Origin of the sequence: Clostridium aciditolerans, from assembly GCF_016316925.1 — a bacterium.
GTDB classification, from domain to species: domain Bacteria; phylum Bacillota; class Clostridia; order Clostridiales; family Clostridiaceae; genus Clostridium_AM; species Clostridium_AM aciditolerans.
In genome coordinates this window covers 212,489-229,353 of sequence record NZ_JAEEGB010000026.1, presented here as the reverse complement: position 1 = coordinate 229,353, position 16,865 = coordinate 212,489, and the positions used below count along the sequence as shown (strand labels likewise).

Annotated in this window: 19 protein-coding genes; 16 read left to right on the top strand and 3 right to left on the bottom strand. The window is 30.0% G+C overall.

Annotated elements, in window-relative coordinates; genetic code table 11:
- Positions 1–90 precede the first annotated feature (90 nt).
- Positions 91–1,539 carry a thiol-activated cytolysin family protein gene (locus tag I6U51_RS17795; protein WP_425489777.1) on the bottom strand — a complete coding sequence of 483 codons (1,449 nt, stop codon included), beginning with the start codon at positions 1,537–1,539 and terminating at the stop codon, positions 91–93.
- A gap of 456 nt (positions 1,540–1,995) precedes the next feature.
- Here I6U51_RS17795 and I6U51_RS17790 point away from each other — a divergent pair, with 456 nt between their 5' ends.
- The 7 genes from I6U51_RS17790 (at position 1,996) to I6U51_RS17765 (ending at position 7,497) form a co-directional block, all read left to right on the top strand.
- Positions 1,996–2,556: a hypothetical protein gene (locus I6U51_RS17790; RefSeq protein ID WP_211143902.1), complete on the top strand. Its 561-nt coding sequence runs from the start codon at positions 1,996–1,998 to the stop codon at positions 2,554–2,556.
- An 8-nt stretch (positions 2,557–2,564) separates the two neighbouring features.
- Positions 2,565–2,699 (top strand): hypothetical protein, encoded by a 135-nt coding sequence (locus I6U51_RS25160; protein ID WP_281396000.1) that lies wholly within the window; start codon positions 2,565–2,567, stop codon positions 2,697–2,699.
- Between the two features lie 75 nt (positions 2,700–2,774).
- Positions 2,775–3,386: a helix-turn-helix domain-containing protein gene (locus I6U51_RS17785; RefSeq protein ID WP_178909926.1), complete on the top strand. Its 612-nt coding sequence runs from the start codon at positions 2,775–2,777 to the stop codon at positions 3,384–3,386.
- Positions 3,387–3,586: 200 nt separating this feature from the next.
- Positions 3,587–4,903, top strand: coding sequence for an amidohydrolase family protein (locus tag I6U51_RS17780; RefSeq protein WP_211143901.1), 1,317 nt, complete (start codon positions 3,587–3,589; stop codon positions 4,901–4,903).
- A 138-nt stretch (positions 4,904–5,041) separates the two neighbouring features.
- Positions 5,042–6,220, top strand: coding sequence for a M24 family metallopeptidase (locus tag I6U51_RS17775; protein WP_211143900.1), 1,179 nt, complete (start codon positions 5,042–5,044; stop codon positions 6,218–6,220).
- A 174-nt stretch (positions 6,221–6,394) separates the two neighbouring features.
- On the top strand, positions 6,395–6,859 hold the full coding sequence (locus tag I6U51_RS17770; RefSeq protein ID WP_211143899.1) for a hypothetical protein: 465 nt from the start codon (positions 6,395–6,397) through the stop codon (positions 6,857–6,859).
- A 236-nt stretch (positions 6,860–7,095) separates the two neighbouring features.
- Positions 7,096–7,497 (top strand): DUF4829 domain-containing protein, encoded by a 402-nt coding sequence (locus I6U51_RS17765; protein WP_211143898.1) that lies wholly within the window; start codon positions 7,096–7,098, stop codon positions 7,495–7,497.
- Between the two features lie 66 nt (positions 7,498–7,563).
- Here I6U51_RS17765 and I6U51_RS17760 read toward each other — a convergent pair whose 3' ends face one another.
- Positions 7,564–8,463: an SDR family oxidoreductase gene (locus I6U51_RS17760; RefSeq protein ID WP_211143897.1), complete on the bottom strand. Its 900-nt coding sequence runs from the start codon at positions 8,461–8,463 to the stop codon at positions 7,564–7,566.
- Positions 8,464–8,769: 306 nt separating this feature from the next.
- Here I6U51_RS17760 and I6U51_RS24850 point away from each other — a divergent pair, with 306 nt between their 5' ends.
- The 5 genes from I6U51_RS24850 (at position 8,770) to I6U51_RS17735 (ending at position 12,307) form a co-directional block, all read left to right on the top strand.
- Positions 8,770–9,309: an AarF/UbiB family protein gene (locus tag I6U51_RS24850; protein WP_211143896.1), complete on the top strand. Its 540-nt coding sequence runs from the start codon at positions 8,770–8,772 to the stop codon at positions 9,307–9,309.
- Between the two features lie 319 nt (positions 9,310–9,628).
- Positions 9,629–9,928 (top strand): hypothetical protein, encoded by a 300-nt coding sequence (locus tag I6U51_RS17750; RefSeq protein ID WP_211143895.1) that lies wholly within the window; start codon positions 9,629–9,631, stop codon positions 9,926–9,928.
- A gap of 221 nt (positions 9,929–10,149) precedes the next feature.
- A complete protein-coding gene (locus I6U51_RS17745; RefSeq protein ID WP_211143894.1) occupies positions 10,150–10,452 on the top strand; it encodes a hypothetical protein in 303 nt (100 codons plus the stop codon).
- A gap of 244 nt (positions 10,453–10,696) precedes the next feature.
- Positions 10,697–10,891 carry a transcription initiation factor TFIIIB gene (locus I6U51_RS17740; RefSeq protein ID WP_211143893.1) on the top strand — a complete coding sequence of 65 codons (195 nt, stop codon included), beginning with the start codon at positions 10,697–10,699 and terminating at the stop codon, positions 10,889–10,891.
- 117 nt (positions 10,892–11,008) lie between these two features.
- Positions 11,009–12,307 carry a hemolysin family protein gene (locus tag I6U51_RS17735; protein WP_211143892.1) on the top strand — a complete coding sequence of 433 codons (1,299 nt, stop codon included), beginning with the start codon at positions 11,009–11,011 and terminating at the stop codon, positions 12,305–12,307.
- Between the two features lie 126 nt (positions 12,308–12,433).
- Here the strand turns inward: I6U51_RS17735 and I6U51_RS17730 are convergent, their stop codons facing one another.
- Entirely contained in the window at positions 12,434–13,009 is a 576-nt protein-coding gene (locus I6U51_RS17730; protein WP_211143891.1) for a methyltransferase family protein, read from the bottom strand.
- Between the two features lie 562 nt (positions 13,010–13,571).
- Here I6U51_RS17730 and I6U51_RS17725 point away from each other — a divergent pair.
- From I6U51_RS17725 to sigV, 4 genes are all read left to right on the top strand, one after another.
- Positions 13,572–14,606 (top strand): sensor histidine kinase, encoded by a 1,035-nt coding sequence (locus tag I6U51_RS17725; RefSeq protein WP_246517422.1) that lies wholly within the window; start codon positions 13,572–13,574, stop codon positions 14,604–14,606.
- Between the two features lie 2 nt (positions 14,607–14,608).
- Entirely contained in the window at positions 14,609–15,259 is a 651-nt protein-coding gene (locus I6U51_RS17720; RefSeq protein WP_211143889.1) for a response regulator, read from the top strand.
- Positions 15,260–15,310: 51 nt separating this feature from the next.
- Positions 15,311–16,159 carry a YihY/virulence factor BrkB family protein gene (locus I6U51_RS17715; RefSeq protein WP_211143888.1) on the top strand — a complete coding sequence of 283 codons (849 nt, stop codon included), beginning with the start codon at positions 15,311–15,313 and terminating at the stop codon, positions 16,157–16,159.
- A gap of 207 nt (positions 16,160–16,366) precedes the next feature.
- Positions 16,367–16,864, top strand: coding sequence for an RNA polymerase sigma factor SigV (gene sigV / locus I6U51_RS17710; protein WP_211143887.1), 498 nt, complete (start codon positions 16,367–16,369; stop codon positions 16,862–16,864).
- Position 16,865: the final 1 nt, after the last annotated feature.

The window sequence follows — 16,865 nt, the reverse complement described above, 5'->3', positions numbered from 1 at the left end:
TGAGGGGCATTAGAAAATTGTTTTGCTGCAAAAAAAGGCACCCTTTTGGTGATATGTTAAATACCGAAACCAAAAGGGTGTCTATCATGGTTAATAGCTAATATTAGCTTTTGGGTATAATGTAGTTCCTCCAATTGAAACTTTTATTTCATTTGATAATGGAACATTATATTCGTCAATAATTGTTCTCCACCACTCCCATGCAAGGCCTGTACATTCTCTTGCCATAATTCTTATATTTTTTGAATTAGGTGGAAGTGGTATTACTGTAGAGTAATGAGCCGTTTTGTCTTGGTAGTTTCCTGACCATGTTTTATGTGTTAATATTTCTTTTCCATTCTCATCATATGAAAATTCATCCCAGGATACTTCAAATTGAGCAACATATGCACCATAATGATCAAGAAGTATTTTACCTTTAGAATATTCTGTTGATGTAGTCTCAATATAATCTGTTTTATTATGAACAGCAGCAACTGAGTTATCTTTTAAGAAAACACTTGTATATGAAATTGGGTATGCTGGATTTTTAGGACTAAATTCTGCATTATCTTTAATTACATTTCGTATTTCATCAAAATCTTTTGAGATAATTTTGTTATGTTCTTTTGAATCTCCACCCAACACTACTGCAGTAAATGAACTTTCATCAAGAATATCTTTGTATTGTGCACTAGATTTTACATTGTTATTCTTAATTAATGCTTCAAAGGCAGCTTGTACATCTTTGCTCTTAGAGGTTGTCTCTAATTTTACATAAATTGTTCTTCCATAAGCTACATTTGACACCATAACAGGTGGCGCTGAATTACTTACTCCCTTACGGGTTAATTCCTCAAAAGTAACGCTATCATCAAAAAGATCTGATGGATTGTTAGGTAATTCTGCACTTACGGTATAAAATATTTGCTTATATGCAGCAACCATAACTTTTTTCTCTCCATTTGCTATAGCATTAAAGTCAATTCCAAGTGAGTTGTCAAGAACTTTAGCGTTAACATTAAGAGCACTTGCTATTTGAGATTTACTATGAACCATAGATTCTGAATACTGTGTTCTTGCAGGTAAAGTGTGTGTTGATGAATACTTGTCATTCCAAGTAGATACTAACTCATCTATGGCTCCAGATACATTACCGTATGTTGGATTTTGAACGGTTATTGTATTTTCTTTTTTCATACCTGGCAAATCTATACTGATATTTAAAGGTTTTCTCTTGCACATCAATACATTAGGTTGATTGTCGGCAAAAGCATCATTTGCAAGTTGTAATGCTCCTGGATATGTTCTATCAGTCATAGAATCAATAATTGAAATATCCACTGGTGAAGTCGTAAGTGATTTTTTATTACGTTCAACTACTATAAATTTTCCATTTGAATTTAAGCCTTCTTTTGGAATAAAACTTTCTATGTTATCACCATTTACTGCTAAAACTTGGTTTTTATTATAGTTTAAGTTTGCTATGCCAGTATCAATATCACTAGTTTTGCTTGTCCCACTAGTCAAACTAGTTGTAGGTGCTTCAGCAAAGCAAATAAGTGGATTTTGAATAACAAATAAACTAACCAATAGGCATACTAATAATTTTGTCCCCTTAAAATGCTTTATAATCTTCAAGAAATCCCCTCCTTTTTTAAACAAATTATACCATAACTTTCCATAGAAGTCAATTCAAGCTGATAAATATTTAACTAGATTAAAATTTGCATTATATTTTAAAAATGACTATGCTTATTTAATACTTGGAGATGGACAGATACAGTTAAATAAATGATGAAATAAGAGGAGCTAGAGTAGCTGCAATAACATCTCTATAGTGACGTTTATATACTAATTTAGTAGTTTTAGGCATAAAGTAAAGGGGAATGGCACTATTTGTAGAATATATAATATACATGGAAGAAGTAAATGTAGTGTATAGAATGGATATAAGATATAACTTACCAGTAGATAGAGGGAGGGGTTATTATCAGTAAGAAAGTTAAAGGAATCATGTCAATTATGTTATTATCAATTTCTTTTTATATGATGATAACAACAAGGTATACGCATGCATTAGGGGATTATGTTCTTGAATTTATTGGTTTAAAATCATGGACTGGGGAGTATAGTGGAGTTCACTTAACCATTTTTTACTTTAGTATACTAGTAATCTTAGGGTTATATCTGGTCCGAAAATATGTTATTGGTGGGTTAGGCATAAGAACAAGAAATGTAATATTTTTAGTCATAGCATTTATTACTACATTTTCCTTAATTACAAATGCCGCTGTTATAAGTATAAAAAGACATTCAAATGGCTTGTTATCAGTAGGCTATAATTCTAAGAATAGTAAAATGGAATACAAATCAGAAGCGATGAAATATACTGAATTTAATGCAGAGATTCAGGTGAAAAATTATGCAAGTAAAAGCAAGGAGTTCTATTTAACAATTGACAGTCCCTTTTACAGAGAAGAAGGTACTGAGCACATTGACATTTTTACTAAGGATGGAAATAGGGCTATTTTTAGATTAAATGCGATGAAACTAAAACCTTTAAAATTAATTTAGATGAATATATGATAAAAGGAGGACGACTTTCATCAAATGGTAACGGGAACGGCATTATTGATGAAATAATACTAACAGATATGCAGGGGAATACCATAAGACTAGATGATGATAATTTTTTTGGCATTGAAATAAGCAGATAAATTATATTGACAAAAGCTATTAATAGTATTAAACTCAAAAATGAATTTGTTATTCAATTTTATAAGGAGATTTATATGGTGCAGGCAAAAAAAGAGGAAGTAAAAAAAGAAGTAGAAAATGCGGCCCTTAAAATTTTTTCTCAAAAAGGCTATTTAGATACTAAAATGAGTGATATAGCAAAAGAAGCTAATGTCTCTGTAGGCAATATATATACTTACTTTAAAAATAAAGAAGATTTATTTTACTCTGTAGTTCCAGAAAGACTTATGATTTTTTTGAAGGAATATCTTGTTGAAAGTGTTCATACTTATAATAAGAACTATTTAAATAATCATCAAATTGGAGAGCATGATTTTTTAACTGAAGAGCATATAAATATGGTTATAAAATACCGTATGCAGCTTTTAATTATTTTTGAAAAAAGCAAAGGAACAAGATATGAAAAGGCTAAAGAGGATTTAATAAATTCTATTGTTGTAGCAAAAAGAACATACTTAAGAAAAGATCATAAAAGATACAATTTATGTGTTGAGGAAAGCGTTAGATTAATGAAAATAATAATAAATAGTCTTATAAATATGGTGCTGGATGTATTAAAGGAAGAAATGAGTGAAGAGAGTAGAATAACTATTTTTAAAGCACTTAATATATATAGACTATATGGTATCAATGGCTTGAATGAATAGCATATAGATATCCAAGATGAGTGATTGACTTAGTATCAGTATTTATAGGGGTACCTTAGCAAGGTTAATTATTGAAGCTGGATATCTATATAAGAACTTTAAAGGCGCGAAAAAATCGGCAATTCCAAGGTTGACTTGGCGATTTTTTTTAATCCAAAAGTGAATAACGTATTCAATATTCAAAAATAAAGGGGGAAAATATGAATAAGAATTATGCTTTTATAAACTGCAATGTAATTGATGGCAGTGCAGAGGAGCCTAAAAATAACATGATAATTTTAGTTAATGACAAAGGAGTTATTCACAAAATAGGGAATAAGAGCGAAATAGAAATTCCTTCAAATTATGAGATAGTAGATATAGCAAATAAATATGTAATGCCTGGTTTAATAAATGCTCATGTACATTTATTTTCTAAGGGCAAACCTTTGAAAATTGCTAAAAATGATAAACAACAAAAAATAGTTTTTAAATTATTAAAGACAAAACTAGGAGAAAACTTTTTAAAGCGTAGAATGAAAAGCAATGTAATTGATACCTTAAATTCAGGAGTTACCACTATACGATGTGTAGGAGACTTTTTATATAAAGATGTAGAGATAAGAGAAGATATAAATAGCAACAAATATTTAGGTCCTAATCTTATAGTTTCTGGATATATGCTAAGTGTAACAGGAGGTCATGGCGCTCCATATTTATCTTTAGTTAGTGATTCACCTTGGGAAGGAAGAAAATCTGTTAGAACAAATCTCAAAAATGGAGTGGACTTTATTAAGATTTGTGTTACTGGAGGAGTTACTGATGGTAAAGCGGTAGGACAGGCAGGTAGACTGGAAATGACTGAAGAAGAAGTAAGAGCTATTTGTGATGAAGCTCATAAAAAAGGATTGCTAGTAGCTGCACATGTAGAAAGTAAAGAAGGTCTAAGAATTGCTTTAAAAGGAGGAGTTGACACCATAGAACATGGAGGAGAAATGGATGATGAAATTATAGGCCTTTTTAAAGATAACCCTAAAGCATTAAGAGGCTATTCAGCTCTTATAACAACTCTACATGCTTCAATTCCAATGAGTATTTTAGATGAAAAGATTACTAAAATAGATGATGTAACTAAGCAAAATTCACTTATTGTTTGTGATGAAATGCTTAAGTGTGCAAAACAAGCCTTTGAAAATGATATAAAAGTTGGACTAGGTACTGATGCTTCCATGCCTTATGTAACACATTATAATACATGGAGAGAGTTAGACTATCTTATTAGATATGTAGGGATAACTCCAAAGCAGGCAATTTATCATGCAACTAAGTCAAATGCTGAAATTCTTGGCATTGATAACTATACTGGCTCTATAGATATAGGGAAAAATGCGGATTTAGTAGTGTTAGATGAAAATCCTCTAAAGAATATTAGAGCTTTATCAAAGCCATCTATGGTTGTCATTAGAGGCAATGTTATAAATAATCCTAGAGTAAAAAAATCAAAGGAAATTGACGATCTTTTAGAGTCAATACAATAGTTTTAAGGTTAAGATTAGATAGGTCAGATAATAAATTTATTTATAAATATAGATATCTAACTTCATTTCTCGGGAAATATATTCCGTTGTGTAAATCAATTTTATGAACTTGATATCTATGTATAGGAGGATTTAATTATGAATAAAGAACTTTCTAAAAGAATTAAGTGTTTACAAAATGAAATAACAAAAAATAATATAGATGCATATATTCTTACAGATCAGGATAGTTTATTATATTTTACTGGAATGGCATATAAACCGGAAGAAAGAGTATTTTTTATGATTGTTCCATCAAAGGGAAAGCCAATATTTTTATCGCCTAAGCTGGAAGAAAAGCACTTAAGTAAAATAACTATAGAATGTGAAATAATGTCCTATTGGGAGGCTACTTCAACGCAGGGGGAAAACTGGTATGATATTCTTGAAACTATAATTAGACCTTTCAAAAAAGTTGGAGTTGAAAATAATATTGCACATAATATCTTAAGTAAAATAGTGGCCAATGAAATTATTATTTTAAATATAGTAGAGGAAATGAGAAAAGTCAAAACTCCATACGAGATAGAAATGATTCGCAACACATGTAAGCTAGCAGATTTAGGAATGAAAAACATATTTAAAAATGCATATATAGGTGCTTCGGTTTTAGAAATGCATACATTGTCAGGAGCTATTCAGCGACAATTAATACGGGGAAAAAATTTTGATCCAATACTTACTTCTTTAACCTCTGTAGTATGGCCATCACCTATAAGCTCAATGCCACATAGTATTCCTCATTTAGATAATAAATTGACTAAAGGGTCAAATGTAGCAATGACATATTTTAAGGTTAATGGATACGCTGCTGAATGTGAAAGAACCTTTTTCCTAGAGGAGGCTATAACTGAAGATAGAGAACATTTTAATCATATGATTAATGCACGTAATATTTCATTAAATCTTGTAAAGCCAGGGGTTAAGTGTTCAGATATAGACATAGCTGCAAGAGAATATCTTATAAAACAAGGGTATGAAAATAATTTATTGCATAGAACAGGACATGGCATAGGCCTTAGTAACCATGAAAAACCATTTATATCTATTGGCGATGATGAGGTTCTTAAAGAAAACATGATTATAAGCATAGAGCCAGGAATATATATTGATGGAATAGGAGGATATAGACATTCAGATACAGTTCTTGTAACAAAAGGGGGCTATGAGCTTTTAACTAAATTTCCAATAGATATGGAATCTATGATTATAACCAATAAAAATGTGGCATCTAGAATTAAAGGAAGATATATAAGATCATTACTAAAATTAAACTAAAAATAGGAGTAGATATGCTAAGACTAGAGATATAGCTTAAGAAATGGAAACGGTGATTATATAGCAGAAATTATTCCAGATACAAAAACGTTAAAAGGAAAAAGTCAATATATACCTTCATTATCTGATAAAAATTCTGAATTAGATTTAGCAAATGGTGAAGCTCAGTATGATGTGATTCTTGAATCTATTAGCGGTTCCATACCTAAGCTAGAAAATGCAGTAGTAGAAGTAGAAGCTGTTAAAATATTTTATAAGAGCTCTGAAAATTTTAAAAGTATTGATGGAAGATGGGATTTAAAACTTAGTGGAGGGAAATCAGATACAGTTAATTCAGTTGAATACAAGGTAGAAAGTAATAAATCTGGAATAGAAATAATATCAGCTAAATCAAGACCAACATCATTTAATGTAACTTTTGCGGTAGATGAAAAATATAAAGATGGAGATGCATTTTTGGGGAAGAATATGAAGTTAGTAGATGAAGAAGGAAAAGAATATCTATCAAGTAGTTTTAGTATTGACTCAAAGGATAATAAGATAGTAATATCTACAAACTTTCCTTTAAGTTCTTATGAGAATGTTAATAAATTTAAATTAGTTATAACATCCATAGGAGAAGTAGAATTAGTAAAATAATACGTTAAAAAGTCTACGTTATACCTGTTACGGGGAATTACATTATAATTGGCAATAAAAAAAGTAAGAAATGTAATTCTCAGTATATAGTATAATTATTTTGAAATGTTTTGTTCACATAAATAGATATTTGGAAGGGGTCGGTTATTATTAAGAAAGTTGGATTAATAATTTTATGCCTATTAATAATTTTAACAGGATGTACAACTCAAAATTCAAAAGATAAAAGCGTTGAAATGCCTTTCTTAGAGCCGAAGAATGTGATAGAAGAGTATTTTAAATACTATAATCAAAAGAATTTGGAAGGTATGAATTCATTAACAACGGAAAAAAATCAATCTTCAAAATCGGCATTGGGATTTGATAATTTAGAGTATATTAAGGTTACCGATATAATAGAAGACACCGATCAAACTAATAAGGAAATCTACCTACGCAGTAGAAAAAAGGGTCAGATAATAGATATGGAAAAGGAAAAATCAGAATTAGAAAATATAATTATTTTTAAAGTAGGTTTTGAAGTTAAATATAAAAAAGAGGGAGTAGGTCCAAAGGATAGTGGGAATTATGAATATAATTACATTTTAATCAGGAAAGACAAAAATTCACCTTGGTTAATAGATTCTTATGGACATTAGTATAATCTAGAAATACGCTAACATCTAAAAAGATATTAGCGCAAAGAAATAGCTGCATTTAAAGTTTTAAGATCCTAAGAAGCTGCCGCCATCTACGTGAAGAATTTGGCCAGTAACATAGGTAGAATCATTAGATGCTAAGTAAACATAAGTAGGTGCTAGCTCTACAGGTTGAGCAGCTCTTTTCATAGGAGTATTTGAACCAAAGAATGCTACATACCATGCTGGATAGCTTGCAGGTTGAAGAGGTGTCCAAGTAGGCCCAGGAGCAACTCCATTAACTCTTATACCCTTTGATACAAGAGAAAGAGCTAATGAACGAGTAAAGCTTACAACAGCTCCCTTTGTAGAAGAATAATCAATAAGTAGTTCAGCACCTCTGTAGGCTGTAACGGAAGCAGTGTTTATAATAGCACTTCCTTTTTTGAGGTGAGGTAGAGCAGCCTTAGTAACATAAAACATTGGAAAAATATTTGTTCTGAAGGTAGCTTCCAATTGCTCTGATGTAATATTCTCAAGACTTATCTGTGGGAATTGTACTCCAGCATTATTAACTAATATGTCTAGGTGACCAAAAGCACAAAGGGTATCTTCAACTATTTTTTTACAGAAGGACTCTTCCCTCAGGTCACCAGCAATTAAAATACACTTTCTTCCTTGAGCTTCTACCAATGATTTTGTTTCTCTCGCATCAATATGCTCGTTAAGATATACAATAACAATGTCTGCGCCTTCTTTGGCAAAGGCTAAGGATACGGCTCTTCCAATACCACTATCTCCACCAGTAATTAAAGCAACTTTATTTTTTAATTTGCCACTTCCAGTATAGTCTGGATCATTGAATATGGGCCTTGGAAACATAAGGTACTCTAATCCAGGCTGTACAGGCTGGTGTTGAGGTGGAAAGGTTATAGGATGCCTTTTACATTTGGTTATATAACCGAAATATGGATAGTAATGGATCAAATCTATTCCTCCTAAAACACACTACATACTAATATATGTAGAAATATTAAAAGCGTTACAATAGAGTGTGCATTTTATCGTAAAATTCAGACCTTTGAACTGAATTTTACGATATTCTTTTGTTGTAATGATAAGATTTAGTGACAAAGACATATTTAATTAATGCTTTAATCAATAAAACCATTAATTACTGTTTGAATTTCTCTTGTATCATTAACATTATTAAATACATATTATAATTTCAAAAACAAAAATATTTTTATATAGTATATTAGAAATGATAAAAAATATACTGGAGCTGAGAAAGTGAGAAATAAAAATTTAAAAGGATTACCTTTGATAGGGAAGGGGTGTCATGGTAAAGTTTATAGGCTAGATGAAAATCGCTGCATAAAAATTTGTAAGCACGCTAAAGATATGCAGATGGAATATCGTGTACTAAAACACGCTTCAGGATATCCTCAATTTCCTAAAGTATATGAATGTAAGGACAGATATATGATACGTGAATATATTGATGGGCAAAATATTCAAGATTATATTAAAGAAAATGGATTTGATAATAATTTAGCAAGAGAATTAACAGAGCTCATTAATGTATTTATTAAATTAAAATTTACAAGAATAGATATCAGAATGCAAGAAGTATTTGTAACTAGAGATCATAAAATTAGAATTGTTGATACTACACGTTATTTAGATAAAAGGTCATCATATCCGCGAAAAATGCTAAAAACGCTTAAAAGACTTAGATGCTATAAACAATATATGAAATTTTTAAAAGAAAACTCGCCTAAGCTCTATAAATTCTGGAATAAAAGACCAAGCAGCAGGAGCTTTTTTTAAGTCAGTGTAGGAATCAAAGTTGATATGTTTCAGGATTTACTTCAGATAGAGTGTGTAGTAAAACAGCAAAGGCAACACATATAAGTAATATCAATGGTTTGAAGCCCTAGATGTACTTAGTTACACCTAAGGGCTTTAATTTATTTTTTATTTTTTATAAAGAGTATGTAATTTTATTCAATAATGTATTATAAAAGATATTAGATCATGTATAGATGCCTTACTGAAATAATATGGAAAGTATGATATAATTTCCATGAGAATTAAGTGGGGTTGGCAAAAAATTATTGTGTGGCAATAATATAGAAAGGTGAATAAAATGAGAAGGATACAAACTTGGGAATGTAAATTAAGTATATTAATTACTATAATTCTTTCCTTTATTATACCGGCAAATATAGGACAAAATGGAACTTTAATAAAATATAACTTTGGATTTCCTTGTGAGTATTGGTTAATATATCAAGGGAATAAAGGAAGTTCTCAACTCTTTAGTAATCTATTTGATGGAAATAAAGGAATGAACATTAATATATTAGGTTTCTTTGCTAATGTGTTTATTATTTATATCTTATTGGTGTTAGTAAAGAAAATATATATAAAAGTTAACATGAAATAATTGGTAAAGCTATAAATTAAATATAATTAGCAATACAAAAACTTATTATAAAATTTTGTAATCTTAGTGTGCATTTTGGCGTTAAATTCAGACCTTTGAACTGAATTTTTGTACAGTCCAGCCAATATATATTAAAGTTTAAGCATTACTTTGATAGAATATTATACAAATAAACCGTAAGTGGGTTAAAAGCCCATAAAGAACAGAGTAGGGGGATTTTTATGAGTTTTCTAGAAAGAAAGAATTTATACAGAATTGAACTTACAGAAGTATGCTATTATCCACCTATAAGTAGATTTAGTGTTCCAATGCCATCATTTGAGTCAGTTAAAAAGAATGGTAATTGGGGCTCAATTCCATCTGGAACTAAAGGTTGGGTAATAGAAAAGTATGGGAAAAAATATTTTAGACCAGATGAAAATCAAGAGGGTATAGATCTATTTACACCAGCGGATCAACCTATTGTTTTAATTCCTTATAGTAAAATAAGTGGACATTATAAAAAGATATCTGAAAAGGAATAATCTTTTAGTTTTCTGATAGTAATATTATAAATTATATAACCTGTAAAAATATCGTATTATTTAGAAATGAATTTTACGATATTTTTGTGTTGTAATGCAAAAACAATTTATAGTTATTATAGATATATAATAGTTACATAGTCTTCTTGTGAATTACTGAACCTGTAAGGTATTATGTCTTTGTTCTAACAATAAATTTCTACGAATATCATTGAAATAAAAAATAATATAGGAGATGAATATCATGGAACAAGAAAAGAAATGTCCTGAATGTAGTTGTACAGAATTTGCACAAGGAACATTTGGTGCTGATTCAAAACTATTTCCTATTAATATAATATTTAAGCCAGGAAAAGGCTCAGAAGTTCTTGCAGAGATATGTACTAAATGTGGATACATATTGAATATGAGAGTTTCAAAGCCCGAAAAGTTTAAATAAAAGATATTAGTTCATGCAAATTATAATATTTGAGAATAGTAAAGGAATGTTGTAAAATAGATTGAGAGACTATAGATGAAAATATATATTATAACTCGGAGGGGAAACTATTAATATATGATTATTCTAATAAACATTATCATTGTATTTTTACTTGTATTTATGAACGGGTTTTTCGTTGCCACAGAATTTGCAATGGTAAAAGTACGAAAATCCAGGATAGAAACATTAGTATTTGAAGGAGATAGAACTGCAAAAAATACTTTAAAAGTTGTTAATGATTTGAATTCATATTTATCTGCATGTCAGCTAGGAATAACTTTAGCATCCTTAGGTTTAGGATGGATAGGGGAACCTGCTGTTTCAGATATGCTAGCTCCAATATTTAAATTATTCCATTTGCCAGAAGGTGTTATACACTCAATTTCTTTTATTTTAGGGTTTGCAATTATAACAGCCTTTCATATTGTACTTGGGGAGTTAGCACCTAAATCTCTAGCGATTATAAGTGCAGAAAAGATAGCAATGCACACAGCACTACCGCTTATAATGTTCTATAAATTGACTTATCCAATAATGTGGGCTTTTAATCATAGTACTAATTTAGTTCTAAAGATATTTGGAATTTCACAAGTTGATGAACATGAAGCAGCTCATACCGATGAAGAAATAAAGCTGTTAGTTGAAGATAGCTATAAGCACGGTTTAATTGATAAAACTGAATTAACTTTTGTAGATAACATATTTGATTTTTCTGAGAAAACCGTAAAGGAAATAATGATACCCCGTACTGATATGGCGTGTATTTTTTTAGAGGATTCTTTTGATGAGATTATAGCATTTGCCTTAGATGAACAGATAACTAGATATCCAGTATGTAAAAACAGTAAAGATAATGTTATTGGATTCATACATATTAAGGATTTATATAAGCAGAAAATTGAGGGTAATAATCAAAATATAGAAGGCATTATTCGTGAGCTTAAGTTTGTTCCAGAGTCACTTTCAATAAGCAAATTGTTAAAGATATTTAAGCAAGAAAGAGTACAAATGGCTATAATAATTGACGAATATGGAGGAACGGCAGGCTTAGTAACTATCGAGGATATTTTAGAAGAGATTGTTGGTGAAATTCAGGATGAGTTTGATGAAGAGTGTGATGAGATTACTAAAAATGAAGATGGTAATTACATTGTAGATGGGAAACTTGTTCTTGAGGATATAAATGAACTACTAAAAATTGACATTGAATCGGAAAATATTGATACCATAGGAGGATGGATATATTCACAGCTAAAGTCATATCCACAAGTTAATGATAAAATTAATTATGAGGATTATGAATTTATAATATTAAAATGTGATAGGAAAAGAATAAGCAAGGTATTAATTAAAAAATTACCTGGGAAAAGTTAAAATGCAAGTAAGGTGCTGCTAGAGCATTTGCTTATTCATAAGAATAATACTTGTCTTTCTATATTAAGAAAAACAGGTATTATTCTTTAATTATTTTTTGAAACTAGTTTGAGAGAACTTAAGTAATTAGAATACAAATGGTATTAAAGCCCAACTTTTAGTAATATATTTCTTATATTCTTCACCAAACTCTTCTATCAGAAATTTTTGTTCCTTACTTATTTTAATGATGTAAATAAATAAAATAATAATAAACCCTACTAATGAAGCAATAGTTCCAAAGGTAATAAACGTACCGAAAAAACCACAAACAATTCCTGTATAAATTGGATTCCTAATATATTTATATGGGCCATTGCAAACCAATCTTTGCCCTTCTACCTTTTGTATTGCTCCACTCCAATTTTTGCCTAATACTACTCTTGCCCATATAGCAAATAGAAGTGATAACACTAAAATTATTACACCAATGTATTCAACAGGTGGGGTATGGGGTATTATTTCATTCCACAAAAAGATATTTCTAAATTGAAAAAATGTAATAATAAAAGCTATTACTACAAAGGTCAAATGAATAGCTCTCTGCGTCTCTTTTTGTCCACTTGATTCCTTTTTCACTTTTGAACGAGTGTTTATTGCTGATAATATCCAATAAATCCAAAAGGCACTCCAAATATAGATAGCGATTGTAACTCCACTCATAAAAAATACCTCCTTAATTTGTATATAATTTAAATTACAAAACTTTATTTTTCCTATTTCGCCTATTCCTTCTACGGGCTTTCTTATTACTACGCTGCTGCAAATATAGAGTCCATACCTGAGGAGACCTTAAAAATACAGTTAAGCTTCTACTGATAAGTTGAGAAGAAAGCATAATAAGGTAAGAAATGCCTGTGCTCTGAAGCACTTCACCTCATGAACATTTTTAAAATTTATTTGCCATGAGTAAATATTAATATAGAACTAGCTATATTTGTAGTTACCTTAGTTATCAAATAATATATGACTTAAGTAATATATTGCCTAATGTATGTACAATGCTATAATGTAAAAAAAGGACGTTTGCTATAAAGTGCAACTTGAATTAAATGGAGTTTATCTACGACTTAAATAAAGAGAGGTTATAAAAATGCCTGTGTCTAAAAAGTACTTAGTAGTTTTTAAATATTTTTTATTAATATCCATATTTATTCGTACTTATTTTTTATATCATAATAAGATTGTTGCGATGATATTACTATTAGTCTTTAGTACTATACTAATGATAAATGACTATACTAGAAGTGTTAAATTAGATATAGATTCTAATTATATGTATTTCTCCTTACTCTTCACCATTTGTGGAGCTGCAGTGTTAACATATTTTGTAAGGGGATTTGGAACTAACGTTTATATATTTTTCCCTTTAATAGAACTTTTAAAATTAAAAGGAATAAGGCTAAAAACTTTATTTTTAGTGCATTTACTATTATTTTTAATACTATTAATTTTAGATACAGGAATGTCTAACAACTGGGATAGTCTTTCAAGTTTAGGCCTTAACCTATTAAGTTATTTTGCTGTAGCTAGCATAGCATACTCTGTAAAAATTATTCGAACAGAAAAAGAAGAAGTAAATAAATTAAATGAAAAGCTACAGCTTGCGAATATAAAGCTTCAGCAATATACATTGGAAGTGGAAGAGTTAACTGCGTCAAAGGAGAGAACAATAATGGCCCAAGAGCTTCATGATTCAGTAGGTCATTCTCTAATGGCTCTCATTATGCATTTGGAATTTGCCAAGAAGATATGCGATACAAAACCTGAGAAATTGAAAGAAGTATTAACTAAGTCTGAAGATATTGCAAAATCCAGCATTAGCAGCTTGCGAGAAGCTGTTAATTTACTTAAGGAAGAACGGGAAATAAAAGACTTTAATGGTTCTGTTGAGGAAATAATTAATAATTTTCATATGCTTAATAATATAAAAATTAGTTTTAATCCAGATAAAAATCTGGATAACCTAAGCTCAATTATTAAGAATTCTATGTATAAAACTATCAAGGAATCTATAACTAATAGTATAAAACATGGAAAGGCAACAGAAATCAATATAAGTATTACAAGAGAAAAGAAAGGTATAAGGCTTATTTTAACTGATAATGGAATTGGCTGTAATAAAATTATAAAGTCAAATGGATTAATTGGAATTGAAAATAGAGTAACTTCATTGAATGGATCAGTGAAGTATTTTAGTAATGATGATTTAGGATTTGGTATAGATATATGCATTCCAATATTAATGGAGGAAGTATAAATATGATAAATGTTATAGTTGCTGATGACCAGGAACTAGTAAGAGAAGGAATAAAGATGATTTTAAGCTTGTATGAAGAGATAAATATACTTGGAGAAGCAGAAAACGGAAAACAACTAATTATGCTTCTAGAAAAGTTACAACCGGATGTGATTCTTATGGATGTTAGAATGCCAATAATGGATGGGGTGGAAGCCACTAAAATTATTAAAGAAAAATATAAAAATGTAAAAGTGATAATCCTTACAACCTTTAATGAAGATGAGTATATATTTAAAGCAATTAAAAATAGAGCAGACGGCTACCTCTTAAAAGATGCTGGGTCAGAGTATATAATCAAAGCAATAAAATCAGTTTACAATGGAGCTATGCTGCTTGACCCTGAGGTAACAGTAAAGGTAGTTAAAGCTTTTAATTTAATTACTAATGAAAAGCAGAGTTTTGATAATCTAAAGCATAAATTAGATGTACTTACACCAAGAGAGATTGATGTTGCAAAGCTAGTTGCCCAGGGTAAGAGTAACAAAGACATTTGTAAGATTCTCTTTTTAACAGAGGGAACTGTAAAGAATTATGTTACAAGAGTACTTGAGAAACTAGAGCTAAATAGTAGAACTGAGCTAGCAGTATTTGTTAGTCAAGCTGGCATATAATAGGAATATGCACAATATAATAGAAAGAATATTGTAGGAGACTGTTGTAATATGAGGAGACTATTATTAGATTTGATTTCGAGATTCAATAATGATGATGTTCCTGCTTTGGGGTATCAGCTTGCATATAATTTAGTTTTATCTTTCTTTCCTTTTATAATTTTTCTTATGACTCTTATAGGACATACTTCTTTGAGCAATAATGAAATTCTAGTAGCTCTAAGCAGGCTTATGCCAGCAAGTGCCTTCAACCTTATAAGTAATGCCATTTCTGAGGTGATTACTACCAAGCACAATCAACTTATGTCTTTTAGTTTAATACTTACTATATGGTCTGCTTCTGCTGGCTTTAATGCAGTTATAAAAGGCCTCAATAAAGCTTATGGAGTTCCTGAGTCAAGAAATTTTATTAAAGTTAGGATTATTTCAATTCTTTGTACTCTTGGAATGGCTTTTATAATACTTATTATGATGTTTTTATTAATATTAGGACGTATTATATGGAACTATGCTGCTTATAAATTAGGCTTTTCCCATGAGTTGATTACTTTGTGGGCAGTTATCAGATATTCTATAGTTATATCTACTGCTATATTTATTTTTACTGCTCTCTACCGTTATGCTCCATGTAAAAGGCTTACTTGGCTGGAGGTTTTGCCAGGATCTCTACTAGCAACTCTTAACCTTATACTTGTATCTGCTGCCTTTGCATATTATGTAAATAACTTTGCTAATTATTCAGTTATCTATGGCAGCATAGGTGCTATAATTATCCTACTAACCTGGCTTTTTCTCGTAGCTGTTATTGTTATAATAGGCGGAGAAGTAAATGCTTCGCTATACCATGAAAATAGTAGTACAAAAATAGCATATTCAAAGACTTTTAAAAGTTCAGAGTGATATTATGGAGCTCTGAACTTTTTATGTATTAACCCAAGAAAAGCTTGCTTTGATTGTCTGCTATAATGCTAATTAGGGAATATTAAGGATTGGACTGATCATATTTAATTTTGAAAGAGTTAAAAACTTTTTATGCTGCATGAACGTCTATAAAGTGTAAAGCCGTTAAGATACGTATCTAAAAGAAAAAAGGAGGCGTTGGTGCCAATGCACAAAAGTTGTTTGAAAGAACAAATAGCAGAATATGTTATTAAATATAAAGAAAAGCACTATAGGTTAGCATACAGCTATGTAAAAAACGTTGATGATGCTTTGGATATTGTCCAAGAATCTATATGTAAAGCAATTTCTTCTATGGACTCACTAAAAAACCCAGAATACATAAAAACTTGGTTTTATAGGATTTTAGTGAATACTTCTCTAGATTTTCTGCGGAGAAAAGGAAAGGTAGATATTGTGGAAGAAGAGATTCTGATAAGCTTAGACACTGGAGCGGTTGATGAGTATGAAAACTTTGACTTGCAAAGAGCATTGAATAATCTACCGGATAACTTTCGTACTTTAATAATATTAAGGTATTTTGAAGACCTAAAGATAGAGGAAATTGCAGAAATTCTTGATGAAAATACTAATACTGTAAAAACTCGTTTATATAAGTCTCTTGAAATGCTGCGTATAAAAATGAATAATTATAAGGAGGTCTAAT

Bases quoted from the DNA above. Each gene is read 5' to 3' on its own strand.
- I6U51_RS17765 (WP_211143898.1), top strand. From the start codon at position 7,096: ATGCCTTTCTTAGAGCCGAAGAATGTGATAGAAGAGTATTTTAAATAC.
- I6U51_RS25160 (WP_281396000.1), top strand. From the start codon at position 2,565: ATGATAAAAGGAGGACGACTTTCATCAAATGGTAACGGGAACGGCATT.
- I6U51_RS17720 (WP_211143889.1), top strand. From the start codon at position 14,609: ATGATAAATGTTATAGTTGCTGATGACCAGGAACTAGTAAGAGAAGGA.
- sigV (WP_211143887.1), top strand. From the start codon at position 16,367: ATGCACAAAAGTTGTTTGAAAGAACAAATAGCAGAATATGTTATTAAA.
- I6U51_RS17745 (WP_211143894.1), top strand. From the start codon at position 10,150: ATGAGTTTTCTAGAAAGAAAGAATTTATACAGAATTGAACTTACAGAA.
- I6U51_RS17790 (WP_211143902.1), top strand. From the start codon at position 1,996: ATGTCAATTATGTTATTATCAATTTCTTTTTATATGATGATAACAACA.
- I6U51_RS17750 (WP_211143895.1), top strand. From the start codon at position 9,629: ATGAGAAGGATACAAACTTGGGAATGTAAATTAAGTATATTAATTACT.
- I6U51_RS17740 (WP_211143893.1), top strand. From the start codon at position 10,697: ATGGAACAAGAAAAGAAATGTCCTGAATGTAGTTGTACAGAATTTGCA.
- I6U51_RS17775 (WP_211143900.1), top strand. From the start codon at position 5,042: ATGAATAAAGAACTTTCTAAAAGAATTAAGTGTTTACAAAATGAAATA.
- I6U51_RS17715 (WP_211143888.1), top strand. From the start codon at position 15,311: ATGAGGAGACTATTATTAGATTTGATTTCGAGATTCAATAATGATGAT.
- I6U51_RS17730 (WP_211143891.1), bottom strand. From the start codon at position 13,009: ATGAGTGGAGTTACAATCGCTATCTATATTTGGAGTGCCTTTTGGATT.
- I6U51_RS17785 (WP_178909926.1), top strand. From the start codon at position 2,775: ATGGTGCAGGCAAAAAAAGAGGAAGTAAAAAAAGAAGTAGAAAATGCG.
- I6U51_RS17725 (WP_246517422.1), top strand. From the start codon at position 13,572: ATGATAAATGACTATACTAGAAGTGTTAAATTAGATATAGATTCTAAT.
- I6U51_RS17780 (WP_211143901.1), top strand. From the start codon at position 3,587: ATGAATAAGAATTATGCTTTTATAAACTGCAATGTAATTGATGGCAGT.
- I6U51_RS17735 (WP_211143892.1), top strand. From the start codon at position 11,009: ATGATTATTCTAATAAACATTATCATTGTATTTTTACTTGTATTTATG.